The sequence below is a fragment of the Streptomyces sp. NPDC091682 genome (assembly GCF_044756625.1).
In the GTDB taxonomy this organism is placed as follows: domain Bacteria; phylum Actinomycetota; class Actinomycetes; order Streptomycetales; family Streptomycetaceae; genus Streptomyces.
This window is the reverse complement of record NZ_JBIVTH010000033.1, coordinates 38,165-52,078: the sequence shown is the minus strand read 5'-3', so window position 1 is coordinate 52,078 and position 13,914 is coordinate 38,165. Positions and strand designations below refer to the sequence as shown.

15 protein-coding genes are annotated in these 13,914 nt (G+C 73.6%); 11 read left to right on the top strand and 4 right to left on the bottom strand.

Features of this window, described 5'->3' with window-relative positions; all coding sequences use genetic code 11:
• Positions 1-432 precede the first annotated feature (432 nt).
• Positions 433-1,692, top strand: a complete 1,260-nt coding sequence (locus tag ACIQK6_RS39970) for a DUF445 domain-containing protein (RefSeq protein ID WP_329107914.1) — start codon at positions 433-435, stop codon at positions 1,690-1,692.
• On the opposite strand, the gene ACIQK6_RS39965 is transcribed toward ACIQK6_RS39970, so the two are convergent.
• Both ACIQK6_RS39965 and ACIQK6_RS39960 read right to left on the bottom strand, forming a co-directional pair.
• On the bottom strand, positions 1,662-2,711 hold the full coding sequence (locus ACIQK6_RS39965; RefSeq protein WP_402697310.1) for a hypothetical protein: 1,050 nt from the start codon (positions 2,709-2,711) through the stop codon (positions 1,662-1,664). The two genes, ACIQK6_RS39970 and ACIQK6_RS39965, sit on opposite strands and share 31 nt — an antisense overlap.
• 33 nt (positions 2,712-2,744) lie before the next feature.
• Positions 2,745-3,281, bottom strand: a complete 537-nt coding sequence (locus tag ACIQK6_RS39960) for a GNAT family N-acetyltransferase (RefSeq protein ID WP_329101649.1) — start codon at positions 3,279-3,281, stop codon at positions 2,745-2,747.
• Between the two features lie 185 nt (positions 3,282-3,466).
• Between ACIQK6_RS39960 and ACIQK6_RS39955 the strand changes: the two genes are divergently transcribed.
• Both ACIQK6_RS39955 and ACIQK6_RS39950 read left to right on the top strand, forming a co-directional pair.
• The gene (locus ACIQK6_RS39955) at positions 3,467-3,658 is read left to right on the top strand and encodes a hypothetical protein (protein WP_329101651.1); all 192 of its coding nucleotides are present in this window, start codon (positions 3,467-3,469) and stop codon (positions 3,656-3,658) included.
• A 48-nt stretch (positions 3,659-3,706) separates the two neighbouring features.
• Positions 3,707-4,003 (top strand): hypothetical protein, encoded by a 297-nt coding sequence (locus ACIQK6_RS39950; protein ID WP_329107917.1) that lies wholly within the window; start codon positions 3,707-3,709, stop codon positions 4,001-4,003.
• 70 nt (positions 4,004-4,073) lie between these two features.
• Here ACIQK6_RS39950 and ACIQK6_RS39945 read toward each other — a convergent pair whose 3' ends face one another.
• Positions 4,074-5,069 (bottom strand): hypothetical protein, encoded by a 996-nt coding sequence (locus ACIQK6_RS39945; RefSeq protein ID WP_329101653.1) that lies wholly within the window; start codon positions 5,067-5,069, stop codon positions 4,074-4,076.
• 56 nt (positions 5,070-5,125) lie between these two features.
• Here ACIQK6_RS39945 and ACIQK6_RS39940 point away from each other — a divergent pair, with 56 nt between their 5' ends.
• The 4 genes from ACIQK6_RS39940 to ACIQK6_RS39925 all read left to right on the top strand — a co-directional run bounded on the left by ACIQK6_RS39940 (position 5,126) and on the right by ACIQK6_RS39925 (position 8,283).
• Positions 5,126-5,968 (top strand): class E sortase, encoded by an 843-nt coding sequence (locus ACIQK6_RS39940; protein ID WP_329101654.1) that lies wholly within the window; start codon positions 5,126-5,128, stop codon positions 5,966-5,968.
• A 96-nt stretch (positions 5,969-6,064) separates the two neighbouring features.
• The gene (locus tag ACIQK6_RS39935) at positions 6,065-6,433 is read left to right on the top strand and encodes a DUF6412 domain-containing protein (protein ID WP_329101657.1); all 369 of its coding nucleotides are present in this window, start codon (positions 6,065-6,067) and stop codon (positions 6,431-6,433) included.
• Between the two features lie 114 nt (positions 6,434-6,547).
• Positions 6,548-7,303: a YidC/Oxa1 family membrane protein insertase gene (locus tag ACIQK6_RS39930; RefSeq protein ID WP_329101659.1), complete on the top strand. Its 756-nt coding sequence runs from the start codon at positions 6,548-6,550 to the stop codon at positions 7,301-7,303.
• Positions 7,304-7,425: 122 nt separating this feature from the next.
• Positions 7,426-8,283 (top strand): fumarylacetoacetate hydrolase family protein, encoded by an 858-nt coding sequence (locus tag ACIQK6_RS39925; RefSeq protein ID WP_329101661.1) that lies wholly within the window; start codon positions 7,426-7,428, stop codon positions 8,281-8,283.
• Positions 8,284-8,384: 101 nt separating this feature from the next.
• Here ACIQK6_RS39925 and ACIQK6_RS39920 read toward each other — a convergent pair whose 3' ends face one another.
• Positions 8,385-9,488: a Gfo/Idh/MocA family oxidoreductase gene (locus tag ACIQK6_RS39920; protein WP_329101663.1), complete on the bottom strand. Its 1,104-nt coding sequence runs from the start codon at positions 9,486-9,488 to the stop codon at positions 8,385-8,387.
• Between the two features lie 56 nt (positions 9,489-9,544).
• Here ACIQK6_RS39920 and ACIQK6_RS39915 point away from each other — a divergent pair, with 56 nt between their 5' ends.
• The 4 genes from ACIQK6_RS39915 to ACIQK6_RS39900 all read left to right on the top strand — a co-directional run bounded on the left by ACIQK6_RS39915 (position 9,545) and on the right by ACIQK6_RS39900 (position 13,914).
• The gene (locus tag ACIQK6_RS39915) at positions 9,545-10,738 is read left to right on the top strand and encodes an ROK family protein (RefSeq protein WP_402697308.1); all 1,194 of its coding nucleotides are present in this window, start codon (positions 9,545-9,547) and stop codon (positions 10,736-10,738) included.
• A gap of 200 nt (positions 10,739-10,938) precedes the next feature.
• Positions 10,939-11,682 carry a hypothetical protein gene (locus ACIQK6_RS39910; RefSeq protein WP_329101667.1) on the top strand — a complete coding sequence of 248 codons (744 nt, stop codon included), beginning with the start codon at positions 10,939-10,941 and terminating at the stop codon, positions 11,680-11,682.
• A gap of 191 nt (positions 11,683-11,873) precedes the next feature.
• Complete coding sequence (locus ACIQK6_RS39905; RefSeq protein WP_329101669.1) at positions 11,874-12,638, top strand: GntR family transcriptional regulator; 765 nt, start codon at positions 11,874-11,876, stop codon at positions 12,636-12,638.
• A gap of 148 nt (positions 12,639-12,786) precedes the next feature.
• Positions 12,787-13,914: a TIGR03364 family FAD-dependent oxidoreductase gene (locus ACIQK6_RS39900; protein WP_329101671.1), complete on the top strand. Its 1,128-nt coding sequence runs from the start codon at positions 12,787-12,789 to the stop codon at positions 13,912-13,914.

Genomic DNA, 13,914 nt, shown 5'->3' with positions numbered 1-13,914 from the left:
GGGGAGCGGGGACGGGGAGGGGTGTCCCCGCAGGACGAGCGCGCAACCACCGTACGCAGCCGAGACCTGCCCGCCTGGCGCGAGCCGAGGAGACATCCCTCCCCGGCACCGCGGACCGGCCCACACCGGGCCCGGATCCCGGCCCGCAGGCCGACCCCCACCGGCCCCGCGGGAGCGCCCCGCACCGACCCCGCGGGAGCGAACCGTAGGTCGACGCGGCCCGGCCGGAGGCCGAGGGGGCCGGGGGTACCCCGGGCCGTCACCGCCACCCCCGCGGGAGCGGACTGGCGTGGCGGGAACTCCTCGTCCCGCCCAGGAGTCGGATGCTATGCAGACAAAACCGGCGCCCCCGGGGGAAGGCAGGAGCACGTGGAGAACCGCAGCACCACCGGAGGTACCAGAACCGCACCACCGCCCACCCGTGGCGCGTTCGTGTTCAGCGCCGCCGATGAGGAGCGCCGCCGCGGGGTCCGCCGGATGAAGGCCACCGCGACCGGTCTGCTGATCCTGGTCGCGCTGGTCTACGTACTCGCCAAGTACGCCCAGCACGCCTGGGGCGCGGGCGGCTGGGCCGCGTACGTCGCCGCCGCGGCCGAGGCCGGCATGGTCGGCGCGCTCGCGGACTGGTTCGCCGTGACCGCCCTCTTCCGCCACCCGCTCGGCCTGCCCATCCCGCACACTGCGATCATCCCGACCAAGAAGGACCAGCTCGGCGTCACCCTGGGCGAGTTCGTCGGGGAGAACTTCCTCTCCGCCGACGTGGTCCGGGCCCGGCTCCACGCCCTCGGCATCGGCGGCCGGCTCGGTTCTTGGCTCGCCGAGCCCGTGCACGCCGACCGGGTCACGGCCGAGCTCGCGGCCGCCCTGCGCGGTGCGCTGACCGTGCTGCGCGACTCCGACGTGCAGGCCGTGGTGGGCGAGGCCATCACCCGGCGTGCCGAGACCGCCGAGATCGCGCCGGGCATCGGCAAGACCCTGGAGCGGGTCGTCGAGGACGGCGGCCACCGCCGCGCCGTCGACCTCGTCTGCGCCAAGGCGCACGACTGGCTCGTCACGCACGGGGCCTCGATCACGGACGCGGTCCAGGGCGGCGCTCCGGGATGGACCCCGCGGTTCGTGGACCGCAAGGTGGGCGAGCGCGTCTACAAGGAGCTGCTGCGCTTCGTCACGGAGATGCGGGACATGCCCGAGCATCCGGCGCGCGGGGCGGTGGACCGTTTCCTGGCGGACTTCGCGGCCGACCTCCAGTCGGACACGGAGACCCGCGCGAAGGTGGAGCGGCTCAAGTCCGAGATCCTGGCGCGCGACGAGGTCCAGGACGTCATCGCCTCCGCCTGGTCGGCGATCCGGTCGATGATCATCTCGGCGGCGGAGGACGAGCAGAGCGAGCTGCGCCTGCGGGTCCGTGCCTCGCTGATCTCCTTCGGTGCGCGCCTGGCCACCGACGGCCGCCTGCAGGCGAAGGTGGAGGGCTGGATCGAGGGCGCGGTCGTCTATGTCGTCACCACCTACCGGACCGAGATCACCTCGCTGATCACGGACACGGTGGCGGGCTGGGACGCCGAGCACACCTCCCGCAAGATCGAGGCCCACATCGGCCGTGACCTGCAGTTCATCCGGATCAACGGCACGGTGGTCGGCGCTCTGGCGGGCCTGCTGATCTATACGGTGTCCCGCGCCTTCGGGGCGTAGGACGGCGGGAGCGGCAGTTCCAGCTGGGCGTGCCCGCGGGCGGTGACCTGTGGGGGCGCGGGGCGGGCGGCGCCCAGTACGAGGAGGGCGCGCAGGGCGGCGATCACGTCCGCCGGCCTGTCGCGCAGGATGCCGGGGGTCGTACTGGCCACCAGGACTCCCCGGGACTCCAGGCGCAGCCGCCGGTGCAGGGTGGCTTGCCAGGCGTCGCGCGTGTAGTGGTACTCCGCGGAGTCGATCTCCAGGGCCACGCCCTCCCGGGGCCAGTACGCGTCCGGGCTGGCGAGGAAGGCTCCGCCCGGGTCGTGGAGGCGGGCGTTCCAGAGCGGGTCCGGGAGGTCGGTCGCCGCCAGGGCGTCGCGTGCGCGGCCCTCGGCGATCGAGCGGACCCCGGCGACCAGCTCCGCGGCCGCGGCCCGTACGGCGGGGCGGCTGCGGACGCGGCCCGCGCGCAGTTCGGCGTGCAGGTCGTGCGGGTGGCACCAGCCGCCCTGGACGACGTTGGCCAGTACGGAGCGCACCAGATCGGCATCGTCCGTACGGGACGCGAAGTCGGCGGCGGCCCGGATCGGGCGGGCGCTGGGGACGCCGCAGATGTGGAGGGTGGCGGGCCAGCGCGAGGTCGAGCGGGGCCGGGCCCGGCCGGTGGCGGCCGGCGAGCGCGGGGCGCGGACGAGGACGTCCAGCGGTTCGGGCGGGGCGTCGCGGACGCCCAGGAGGGCGAGGGCGGCGCCGCCGGTGAGCGCGGCGGTGGACCCGGAGAGCGGATCGGCCGCGGGGTGGGCGGCGTACAGGACGGCGGAGAGCGCCTGCTGCCTGGGGTCGGGCGGGCCGGTCTGCAGGAGGTACACCCGTGGCAGGAGCCGCTGCCAGGGACCTCCGCGGCGGCTGCGGCCGCTGATGGTGCCGGCCGGGATCCCGGCCTGTGTGAGCTGGTGGTGGGTGGCCATGTTGAGCTGCCGCTGGGCGAGGCGGGCGAGGCGGGCGAGGCGGGCGGGCGGAGTGTTGTGGGCGATCATGCCCCGGTAGGCCCGGTGGTGCGCGCCCGATGCTCAGGCCGAGGGGTGGTTCGGGGCGAGGAAGACGACGACGCCGTTCTGTGTGTCGGGCAGGGGGGTGACCTCGTGCCAGCCAAGGCGCCGGTAGGTGGCGACGGTGTCGGTGGCCACCCGGGCGGTCAGCAGCCAGGCGCGGTCGTCGGGGGCGTCGGAGGTGATCTCGGCGAGGAGGGCGCGCCCCGTGCCGGTCCCGCGCGCGTGCGGGCGTACGGCGAGTTCGTCGATCTCCAGTGCGCCGACGAGGAGTTCGCGCACGCGCTGCCGGCCGAGCTGCGCGGAGACCTGCCCGTAGCCGCGGTCGCGGGGGAAGGCCTTGGGGGTCAGCCAGCCGGTGGCGAAGCCGTCGATGCCGGCGGGCGACTGCGCGAAGGCGGTACGGAATCCGGCGCGGCGGCTGTCGGCCTGGAGTCGGAGCGAGAACTGGCGAATGGTTTCTTCATCCTCGTTCCACGGGGGCGCGGAGAACACTTCGCTGTAGGCGTCGGCCAGTTCGTCCGATAGGTCCAGCACGGCCGGTCCGTAACAGATCACGTTTGCAGCTCCTTGGGCCGGCTTGGGCGACTTGGGTCGTATCGCCCGTGTAGGAGAGTGAATCTACGCCGGGGAGGTTCCACGGAGGGCACCTACGCGGATCCGGAGTGTGTGCGACAAATCCGACTTCCGTACGGCGGCCCGGACCGCCCGTATCGCCGCCCCGGGCCCGGCGTTGAACCCGTGTGTCCAGCTCTCTCCTGCGCAAAGCCCTGGTCGGCCTCGCCGCGTGCGCCGTGGCGTTCTTCATCACCCTGGGCGTCATCGCCGTCCTGCCCCGCGCCGTCCAGGACGCCGTCCCGCCCGGCGTCCTCGGCGGAGCCGTCGTGGTCCTGGGCGTGACGACCGCGCGCCGCTTCACCCGGCGCGCGCGTTAGCCTCGTCCGGAGACGTTCGAACGGCTGGAGGCCCCGACGATGGCGCAGATCGCGCAGATTCCCACCTCTGCACTAGCGGCGGCCGGCCTGGTCGGCGGCTACGCCACGGCCCGGTGGACCGGTGTACGCCCGCTCGGCGGCGTGGTCCTCGCGGCCGCCGGTACCCTCGCGGCCCGTGAATGGCGCCGCCGCACGACCCCGACGACGACGGCCCTCCTCGGCGCGGCCTACGTCGCCGCGTTCGCGGGATCGCATCCCCTGGCGAAGAAGATCGGCGCCTGGCCGGCGGTCTTCACGGCCGCCGCCGCGGTGGCCACGGCCTCCTACGCGGCGGCGGACCGCTGAGGACCGTTGCGTCATAGCCCCTGGTGGTTGGCCCCGGTGCTCAGCCCCCCCTGTGCTGAGCACCCCGTGTTCAGCCCCCGTGGCACTCCGAATACGGCTTGCCCGACGTGCACCAGCAGGAGGCCGTGGGGGTCGGGGGCCAGGAGGTGGCCTTGCCGCGGGCCGCCAGGGTCGTGGCGTATTCGGCCAGGAGGGACGGGGAAGCCGGGGAAGTCTTCTCCGACGCGGCGAATGCCTCGTAGGAGGGGACGCTCGCCGTGACGATGCCGAGGTTCGTGGTGCCCGAGGCGGCCAGGGCGCGGAGGGACGTTTCGATCTCCCGCAGGTGGGCCTCGTGCGAGGGGTATTCGGAGGCGAGCGTCGGGTAGCTGGTCAGCAGCTCTGACAGTTCGCGCTGCGGCCAGTGCAGGATCGCCACCGGGAAGGGGCGGGAGAGCGCCGCGCGGCGGTCGCCCAGTTCGGCGCGCAGGCGGGCGATCTCGGCGCGCAGTTCGGCGGGGTCGTCGGAGCCCAGGGCCCAGATGCGCTTCGGGTCGTGGAGCTCGTCGAGGGGGATCGGTCCGATGTGGCGGGTGTCCGCGACCATGTCCCAGTCGTCGTGCGGGAGCCCGAGGAGGCGGCGTACGCGGTGGCGGCCCGTGAGGAGGGCGGTGGTGGCCGGGGTCAGCGGGTCGTCTTCGGCGATGAGGAGGGTGGCCGCCTCGGTGAAGCAGTCGTGCGAGGCCTCCAACTCGTCGTGGGCCTCCAGGGCTTCCGCGATGACCTCCCACGGCGCCGGGTCCTTGGGCGAGGCGGCACGGATGCCCGTGATGAGGGCGCGTGCCTCCGCCTCGTGGCCGTACTCCCAGAGGTTCGCCGCCTGGAGGGCCTTGATCAGGTGGGGGTCGGCGGGCGAGGAGGAGAGGAGTTGGTCGTACAGGGCACTCGCCCGGTCGCGTGCGTCGGCCAGTTCGAGGTGGGCCGCGGCCTGGAGGAGCAAGGGCTCCTGGTCCTCGGGGTAGCGGGTCGCCGTGCGGATGAGGCGCTCGGCTTCGGCGATGTGCTCGGCAGGCGTGTCGGGGCGCATGGTTCACACCGTACTGCCGCTGGTCAGTTGGCGGGGGAGGACTTAGGGTGCCGCCCGTGCGAGATCGCGTACCCGTGGTGGTGCAGGGGAGCGGCCGGCGGGAGCGCCGGGCCGGTCTCGCGGCGGTGTTGTGGGCGGGCGCCGAGCTGATCGTCACCGTGGGCGTGGTGGTCCTGTTGCTGGTGGTGCATCAGGTGTGGTGGACCAATCGGCAGGCGGCGGCCGGCGCGCAGGAGCAGGTCCAGGCACTGGAGCGGTCCTGGGGCGACGGTCCCGACCGTGGTTCCGGGGCCGGTGGTGGGGCCGAAGTGGGCGGCGGGGACGGGGCGGGCGTCGGTGGCGGTGGCGTTCCGGCGGCGGGGCCGGAGTCGAGCGGGCCGGCGGATCCGGGGGCGGCGGCCGCGGCGACCCGGGCCGGCAGGTCCGCCGGCGGGCCGGACGGGCCTGCCGGGCGGGACCGGGCGTACGCCGTGCTGCGGATCCCGCGCCTCGGGCTCGTCGTGCCCGTCGCGCAGGGCGTCGACAAGCGGGCCGTCCTGGACAAGGGCTACGCCGGTCAGTACCCGGGGACCGCCGGGCCGGGTGCGCAGGGGAACTTCGCTCTGGCCGGGCACCGGAACACGCACGGCGAGCCGTTCAGGTACGTCAACCGGTTGCGGGCGGGGGACGAACTGATCGTCGACGTGCGCGGGCGCCGGTTCACGTACGTGGTCGGGAAGGTCCTGGGCGAGACCACCGAGCGGGACACCGGAGTGATCGCACCCGTGCCGCGCAGCGTGGTGAAACCGGACCAGGGGTACAGCGAGCCCGGGGCGTACATCACGCTCACCACCTGCACGCCCGAGTACAGCTCGAAGTACCGGCTGGTGGTCTGGGGGACCCTACTCAAGTCTTCCTGACCTTGATACTTGCGGCCGATGGATCTGCCGGTGGGCCCGGTTACCATCGATCTCGTACGGGAGTTCGTGCGCGGGAGTGGAGAGGGGGAGGTCCGTATGGCTCGGCAACGACGCGGCGGCCGCCTGCTGTCCTACGCCCTGTTCGCGCGGATCTCATGGGCCTCGCGGATCTCGCGGGCCCTTGCCCTGTTGCTCCCGCTCGTGCTGCTCGGGGGATTCCTCGGGCTGTTCGCCGGGGAGGGCGGGCTGGGCGCCGTGGTGGTCGCCCTCGCGGCCACCGTCGCCGTGGGCACCGCGGCTCTCGCCGCCGCCGCGCGGCTCGTGCGGCCCGTGCCGCCGCACCGAATACGCACCGCGATCCGTGATCGCGAGCAGCGCACGGCGTTCCTGCCGCAGCGTGATCCCGATGCCTCGGGCCGGTCGAGGCCCAGGGCGCCCGGCCGTCTCGTCCCGACGGCCGCGTAGGGGCGCGCAGTACTTCTCGCCTTCTGCTGACTGATCACTGTTGTCGCCCCTCGCGGGTCGTCACGCCGAAATGCATCTCTTTCGACGTTCGACGAGACCCTTCGGAGGGCCCGCGTGTCCGTTTTCACCCACCTTGTTGCTGAGCTGGGCCGGCTTTTGGAGCCGGTGTTGGCGCAGTCCGCGACCGCTGCCGCGATCGTGCTGTTCACCGTGCTCGTACGGCTCGCGCTGCACCCGTTGAGTCGGGCCGCCTTCCGGGGAGCGACTCCTGCGGCGGGGTGCCTGCCGATTCTGCTGCAGTTGCCGGTGTTCTTCGTGATGTACCAGGCGTTCTCCTCCACCGAGGTGGGCGGGAAGGCGAACGAGCTGCTTGGGCACCGGCTCTTCGCCGCGCCGCTGGGGGCCCGGTGGACCGATGCGCTAGGCGAGGGCGGCCCGTTCGGGGCGCAGGGGCTGGTGTTCCTCGGGCTGTTCGGGGCGATCGCGGTGGTGGCCGCCTGGAGCGCGGTGCGGGGGCGCCGGACGGCCGCCTCGGTCGCTGCGGCCGCCGCTGCGGCTGCCGCCGACCCGAAGAAGCCGGCCGGTCGGGTCGCCCCCAAGGGCGGAGCGAAGGCGGGGGTCACGTCGGGGGCCGGGGGCGGGGTCATGGCCGAGGTGAGCGCCGAGCAGCAGGAGGTCATGCGCAAGTTGGGCGGCGTACTGCCCCTGCTGTCGTTCGGGACGCTGATCACGGCTGCCGTGGTGCCGCTGGCCGCCGGGCTGTACCTGCTGACCACCACCGCGTGGTCGGTGGCGGAGCGTACCTGGCTCCAGTACCGCAAGGAGCGGGCGGAGCAGCTGACGGGTGGAGGCGAGCGTTCCAGTCTGTGAACAGGGTCTTGCGGATTGGGTGGCCATCTTGGAGGATCAACCAATCCTCCGATGGCCGCAACCCATCGGCCGGCCCTGGGCACGCCCCCGGGCCGACCACCCACGACCACGGGAGAATGCCCATGAAGCTGCTGCGTGTCGGACCCGCAGGGTCGGAGCGCCCCGCGCTGCTCGACCGGGACGGGACCCTGCGCGACCTGTCCGGCCTGATCACGGATGTGGACGGCGGCCTGCTCGCTGACGACTTCGTCCTGACCCGGGTACGGGACGCGGCCGAATCCGGCGAGCTTCCGGTCCTGAGCGGCGAAGGTCTGCGCATCGGCGCTCCGGTCGGCCGCATCGGCAAGGTCGTGGGCATCGGCCTGAACTACTTCGGGCACGCCGCCGAGATCGGCGCGGAGCCGCCGGCCGAGCCGATCCTGTTCCTGAAGGCCCCGGACACCGTGGTCGGCCCCGACGACACCGTGCTGATCCCGCGCGGCAGCGTGAAGACCGACTGGGAGGCCGAGCTCGGCGTCGTCATCGGCAGCACCGCCCGCTACCTGGACTCCGCCGTGCAGGGACTTGCGCACGTCGGCGGGTACGTGCTCGTCAACGACGTCTCGGAGCGCGAGTTCCAGATCGAGCGCGGCGGCACCTGGGACAAGGGCAAGAACTGCGAGACCTTCACCCCGCTCGGCCCCTGGCTGCTCACCGCCGACGAGGTGCCGAACCCGCAGGTCCTGGACGTGAAGCTGTGGGTCAACGGTGAGCTCAAGCAGAACGGCAACACCGCGGACCAGATCTTCCCGGTCGGCGAGGTCGTCCGGTACCTGAGCCACTTCATGACCTTGTACCCGGGCGACGTCATCGTCACCGGTACGCCGGGTGGCGTGGCCATGGGGCAGCCGGAGCCGAAGCCCTACCTGCGGGCCGGTGACGTGGTGGAGGTGGAGATCACGGGTCTCGGCCGGCAGTGCCAGGAGTTCAAGGGCGCGTAGTCGGTCACGGGTGCGGTCACGGTCACGGGGCGGGTCTGCCGCCGGCAGTCACGCCCCGCACCCGTGCCTTCGCCTGCTCCTCGTATCCGGGGCTTCGGCCGTCAGGCGGGATCGGACGCCACGGCCGGAAGCTCCACGATCACGCCCTCCTCGGACGACCGGCGGGCCGCCTCCAGTACGTCGAGGCAGTGCGCGGCCTCGATCGCCGTCACGGGCGCGGGCCCGCCCGTGCGCAGGGCGGTTGCGACCGCCGCGTAGTACGCCGGGTAGTCGCCCTGCTCGGTCGGGACCGGGATCCCGCCGCCGGTCAGCGGGGACTCGCCGGAACCGAGGAGTCCCCACAGGTGCGGGGGCTCCTCGCCCCAGGGCAGGTCCCCGTCCGGCCGCAGCCCCTCGCGCAGGGCGCCCTCCTGCGGGTCGAGGCCGTACTTCACGTAGCCGGCCCGGGAGCCTAGGACGCGGAACCGTGGTCCGAGCTGGGCGGTGGTCGCGCTGACGTAGAGGTGGGAGCGGACTCCGTTCGCGTGCGTGACCGCGATGAAGGTGTCGTCGTCGGTCTCGGCGCCCGGGCGGCGAGAGTCGGCCTCCGCGTAGACCCGTACGGCCGGGCCGAACAGCACCAGCGCCTGGTCCACGACGTGACTGCCGAGGTCGTACAGCAAGCCGCCGATCTCCTCGGGGGCGCCCGACTCGCGCCAGCCGCCCTTCAGCTGCGGGCGCCAGCGCTCGAAACGGGATTCGAAGCGCTGTACTTCGCCGAGTTCGCCGCCGGCGATGAGGCGGCGCACGGTGAGGAAGTCGTTGTCCCAGCGGCGGTTCTGGAAGACGGAGAGGAAGGTACCGCTTCGGTCCGCGAGGGCGGCGAGCGCGCGGGCCTCGGCGGCGGTGGCGGCGAGCGGCTTGTCCACGACCACCGGGAGGCCGGCTTCGAGTGCGGTGGTGGCGAGCGGGACGTGCGTCCGGTTGGGGGAAGCGATCACGACCAGGTCGAGGTCCCGGTCCCACAACTCAGCGGCGGTGGCGGCGATGCGCACGCCGGGGAACTCCGCGCGGGCACGGGCCTGTCGGGCCGGGTCGGAGGTGACGACGGAGTCGAGGGCGAGCCCGTCCGTGGCGGCCACGAGGGGGGCGTGGAAGACGGAGCCGGCGAGTCCGTAGCCGATGAGGCCGACGCGGAGGGGGGTGGTAGGGGCGGAGGTGCTCATGGGGACCACTTTGGCGACACTGTTGTCAAAGTGCAAGGAGGGTGGACAATGGGCGGGTGAACAGGGGTAGCGGGGAGAGCCGTGGCGGGGTGAACCTGCCTGCACTGCGCGGGTACAACGAGGCACTGCTGTTGGATCTGCTGCGCGGCGCCGGCCCGGCGGGCCTGGGTCGCGCCGAACTCGCCGCCCGTACGGGGCTCACCCCGCAGGCCGTCAGCAAGATCACGGCCCGACTCTGGGCGGACGGGTTGATCGCGGAGGCCGGACGCGCCGCGTCCACCGGCGGCAAGCCGCGCACCCTGCTCCAGCTGGTGCCGCACGTACGTCACGCCGTCGGAGTGCAGCTGGACCGTGACGAGCTCCGGGCGGTACGGGTGGACCTGGCGGGCCGCGTCGTCGCCGAGAGCGGTGGCCCGCTGGACTTCGGGCTCGGCCCGGAGGCGGCGGTGGAGGCGATCGTACGGGCGGTCGCGAGGGTCGCGGACCCGGCCGGGCTGCCGCTCCTGGGCGTCGGGGTGGCCGCACCGGGGCCGCTCGACCACCGGGCCGGGTCGATGGGGCGGGTGACGGGGTTTCCGAGCTGGAAGGGCTTCCCGCTGCGGGGGGTGTTGGAGGGGCTGCTGGGCCTGCCGGTGCTCCTGGACAAGGACACGAACGCCGGTGCGGCCGCGGCCGCCGGGGCGTGGCTCCGGGTCGCCTGGCCGGACGCGGACGCGGATGTGGCTGCCCAGGCGGGCGTGCAGGCGGACGTCGGGCGTGGGGCGGACGTCGGGCCGGATGCGGCTGCGTATGCCGGCGGCGGATCCCCCACCTGCGTGTACCTGCACGTCGGGACCGGGATCGGAGCGGGACTGTGGTTGGGCGGCGGGGTCTACCGGGGGGCCCGCTCGGCGGCGGGGGAGTTCGGTCACCAGGTGCTCCTGCTGGACGGCCCGCCGTGCCGGTGCGGGGCGCGGGGCTGCATGGAGGTGCTGTGCCTGGGGGCGGTGGCCCGGGGTGATCTCGCCGAGGCGGCACGGATCCTGGGCGAGGGTGCGGCCAATTTGGTCGCGCTGCTGGACGTGGACCGGGTGCTGCTCGGCGGGCGCGTGGTGGCGGCGGCGCCGGAGGTCTTCGTGGCCGGGGTCGGGGCCGTCCTCGCGGCCCGCGCGTTGGATCCGGCCCGCCCGGTGGTCGCCCTGGCGGGAGCCGGTGTGGCGGAGGGCGCGGCGGAGCTGGCGCTGGCGCCACTGTTCGGGCGCGCGGGCTGAAACGGCGGGGCTCCCCCGGGTCCCGTACCTCGAAGGGCGGTGAGGCACTTGACCTCATCCGCCATCCAGGCGTAAACCGGAGCAACTCGGGCGCGGCTCCCCGTGGGGGATCGCGCGGGGGTGGCAGGGTGCGGGCAGGGTCGGGGTGATTGTCACCTCGTCCGATCATCGTCCCGTCCGGCGAGCAGCGAAGGTCTTCCATGCGACTGCGCAAAGCCCTTGCCCTCACCGCCGCCCTCTCCGCTGCCCTGGTCGCCGCCACCGCGCCCACCGCCGGAGCCGATATCGGCGCGGGCGGCGGACGCCCTGCACCCGCACTGCCCTCGCGCACGCTGGCCACCTGCGGCGACGGGAAGAGCAGCGCCTTCCCCATCGGGGCGCGGATCCGCGGAGGTCCGGCCGTGTACCGCACCGGTGCCGGGCTGCAGACCTGGTACCTGGACCTGACCAACACCACCAACTCCGAGTGCACGGCCATCCACCCGATCGTCGTCTTCGCGGACAAGGCCCACACCCTGCGCCCCGCGCACCTGCGCATGGAGTTCGATGCCCCGGGCGGCACCTTCCCCGTCAGTCTGGAGAGCAGCGACCGCGACGAGATCATCGCCGTTTTCGACGGCGGCGACGCCTTTCCGGGCTTCGCGGTGGGCCCCGGCGGTTCCCTCACCGTCAAGGTGGGCCTCTCCTTCGCCCCCGACGCGCCCGTCGGCGAGGTCGTCGCCGACGCCGCCCTCGTTCAGCGCAAGGGGGACGACGGCGACTGGATCGGCGAGGCGGGCGGCTACCGGTTCTCGGTCGAGGGGCCGGAGGATCCCGTCGAAGCGGGCTCCCTCGCCCACACCGGCCCGCGCGATTGGGTGTACGGCACGGGCGCAGTGGCCGCGCTCGCCACCGGTGGCGGCCTCCTGCTGGGGGCCCGCCGACTGCGCCGTTCCGCACGCTGAACCGCCCGTCGGCCGTTCCGCGCGCTGAACCGTCCGCCAGTCTTCCGGCGGGCGTCCGCAGGCGGCTCGTCGAGCGTCCGTGAGCCGTCCGCGAGCCGTCCGCGAGCCGTCCGGGACCGTCCGTGAGCCGCCCGCGCTTCGCCCGTGCCCCGTCACCTCGCGGCGCCGGCCGCCCCGCATAGAGTCCCACCGTGGAAGAACAGACCCAGCGGCACCGCCCCGGCTCACCCGTGCGTTCCGGCATTCCCGAGCACGGTCGCATCCCCAAGTACTACGCCGTCAAGGCCCGGATCGCCGAGCTCCTCGACGAGCTCGGCGAGGGCGGCGCACTGCCCACCGAGCGCGATCTCGCCGAGCGGTACGAGGTGTCCCGCGAGACCGTCCGCCAGGCCCTGCGCGAGCTGCTGCTGGAGGGCCGGCTGCGCCGTTCCGGCCGCGGGACCGTCGCCGCCGGACCCAAGTTGGAACAGCCGCTGTCCCTCGCCAGCTACACCGAGGGCGTGCGCCGCCAGGGCCGCCGTCCGGGCCGTCACCTCATCGGCCTGGAGCAGTTTCCCTGCCCGCCCAACGTCGCTCCCGGCATCGGGGCCGAGCCCGGGGAGCCCGTCTGGCACCTGGAGCGCGTCCTGCTCGCCGACGACGAGCGCGTCGGCCTGGAGAGCACGTACATCAGGGTGGCCCGGGCCCCCCGCCTGGACAGCGACTTCCAGCCCGACTCCTCCTTCTACGGGTACCTCCGCGACAGCCTCGGCATCTCCTTCGGCGAGGCCGACGAGAAGCTGGAGACGGTCCTGGCGACCCCGCGCGAAGCCCTGCTGATCGGCACCCCGCCCGCCCTGCCCATGCTGCTCATCCACCGCTTCTCGCGGGACCAGGACGGCCGGCCGCTGGAGCGGGTGCGTTCGCTCTACCGTGGTGACCGGTTCAGCTTCACGACCCGACTGCGCGCCGAATAGCCCAGGATCCATCGGTGCGTACCGGGCAGAAAGGGACGCATTGATGTCACGAGAAGATAACGGGTCTAGTCCAAGCGTCGAGGGTTGTTCACCGGGCGGTTGCCGGACCGATCCTCCCGGGTCACGGACCCGACCCACCGTTGGCGGCGTGAGAGTCATAGTCGTCGGAGGCGGCGTGGTCGGCACCATGCACGCCTGGCAAGCAGTCGAACGCGGCCACGAGGTCGTCCAGATCGAGCGAGAGACGGAGGCCCGCGGCGCGTCCCTGCGCAATTTCGGCCAGATCTGGGTCAGCGGACGGGCCGGGGGAGAGGAGCTGGACACCGCCCTGCGGGCCCGCGAGCTCTGGGAGCGCATCGGCGCGGAGGTGCCCGGCCTGGGCTTCCGCGCCAACGGTTCCCTCACCCCCGTCCGCACCCCCCGCGAACTCGCGGTCGCCGAGGCGGCCCTGGCCCGCCCGGACGCCGCCGCCCGCGGCTACAAGCTGCTCACCGCGGCCGAGGCGCGGGAGGTCAACCCGGCCCTGCGCGGCGCGTTCGAGGCGGCCCTGTGGTGCGAGCGGGACGCGGCCGTCGAGCCGCGCACCGCGCAACTCCACCTCCGGGAGGCCCTGCGCACCCGCGCCGCCGGCCGCTACGCCTTCCTCGCCGGTCGCGAGGTCCGCGAAGTGGTCGGCCCCGCAGCCGTCCGCGACGACCACGGCGACGTCCACCGCGCCGACGCGGTGGTCCTGGCCACCGGGGCCTGGCTGTCCGGCCTGGTCCGCGAACTGGTCCCCGACCTGCCCGTGCGCCGCGTCCGCCTCCAAATGATGCAGACCGACCCGCTCGGCGAGTCGTTGCCCACCTCGGTGGCGGACGCCGACAGCTTCCGCTACTACCCCGCCTACGAGTCCCCCGCCCTCGACGCGCTCAACGCCGAGCAGGAGCAGGCGCCGATCGCCGCCGAACACAAGATGCAGCTGCTGATGGTCCAGCGCTGGGACGGCGGACTGACCATCGGCGACACCCACGAGTACGAGCACCCCTTCGCCTTCGACACCCTCGAAGACCCCTACGAGCACGTCGCCGCCGTGGCCGGATCCTTCCTCGGCCGCCCGCTGCCGAGGATCCGCCACCGCTGGGCGGGCGTGTACGCGCAGTGCACGGACACCACCCGCGTCGTCCACCGCCAGCAGGTGGCCGACGGCGTCTGGCTGGTGACCGGACCCGGCGGGCGCGGCATGACCTGCTCGCCCGCCATAGCCGAGACCACCGCGAACGAACTGGGCTGGTAA

Excerpts from the sequence above, each read along its gene's own strand:
- ACIQK6_RS39920 (WP_329101663.1), bottom strand. The coding sequence starts at position 9,488 with ATGAGCACCTCCGCCCCTACCACCCCCCTCCGCGTCGGCCTCATCGGC.
- ACIQK6_RS39925 (WP_329101661.1), top strand. The coding sequence starts at position 7,426 with ATGAAGCTGCTGCGTGTCGGACCCGCAGGGTCGGAGCGCCCCGCGCTG.
- ACIQK6_RS39910 (WP_329101667.1), top strand. The coding sequence starts at position 10,939 with ATGCGACTGCGCAAAGCCCTTGCCCTCACCGCCGCCCTCTCCGCTGCC.
- ACIQK6_RS39965 (WP_402697310.1), bottom strand. The coding sequence starts at position 2,711 with ATGATCGCCCACAACACTCCGCCCGCCCGCCTCGCCCGCCTCGCCCGC.
- ACIQK6_RS39945 (WP_329101653.1), bottom strand. The coding sequence starts at position 5,069 with ATGCGCCCCGACACGCCTGCCGAGCACATCGCCGAAGCCGAGCGCCTC.
- ACIQK6_RS39935 (WP_329101657.1), top strand. The coding sequence starts at position 6,065 with ATGGCTCGGCAACGACGCGGCGGCCGCCTGCTGTCCTACGCCCTGTTC.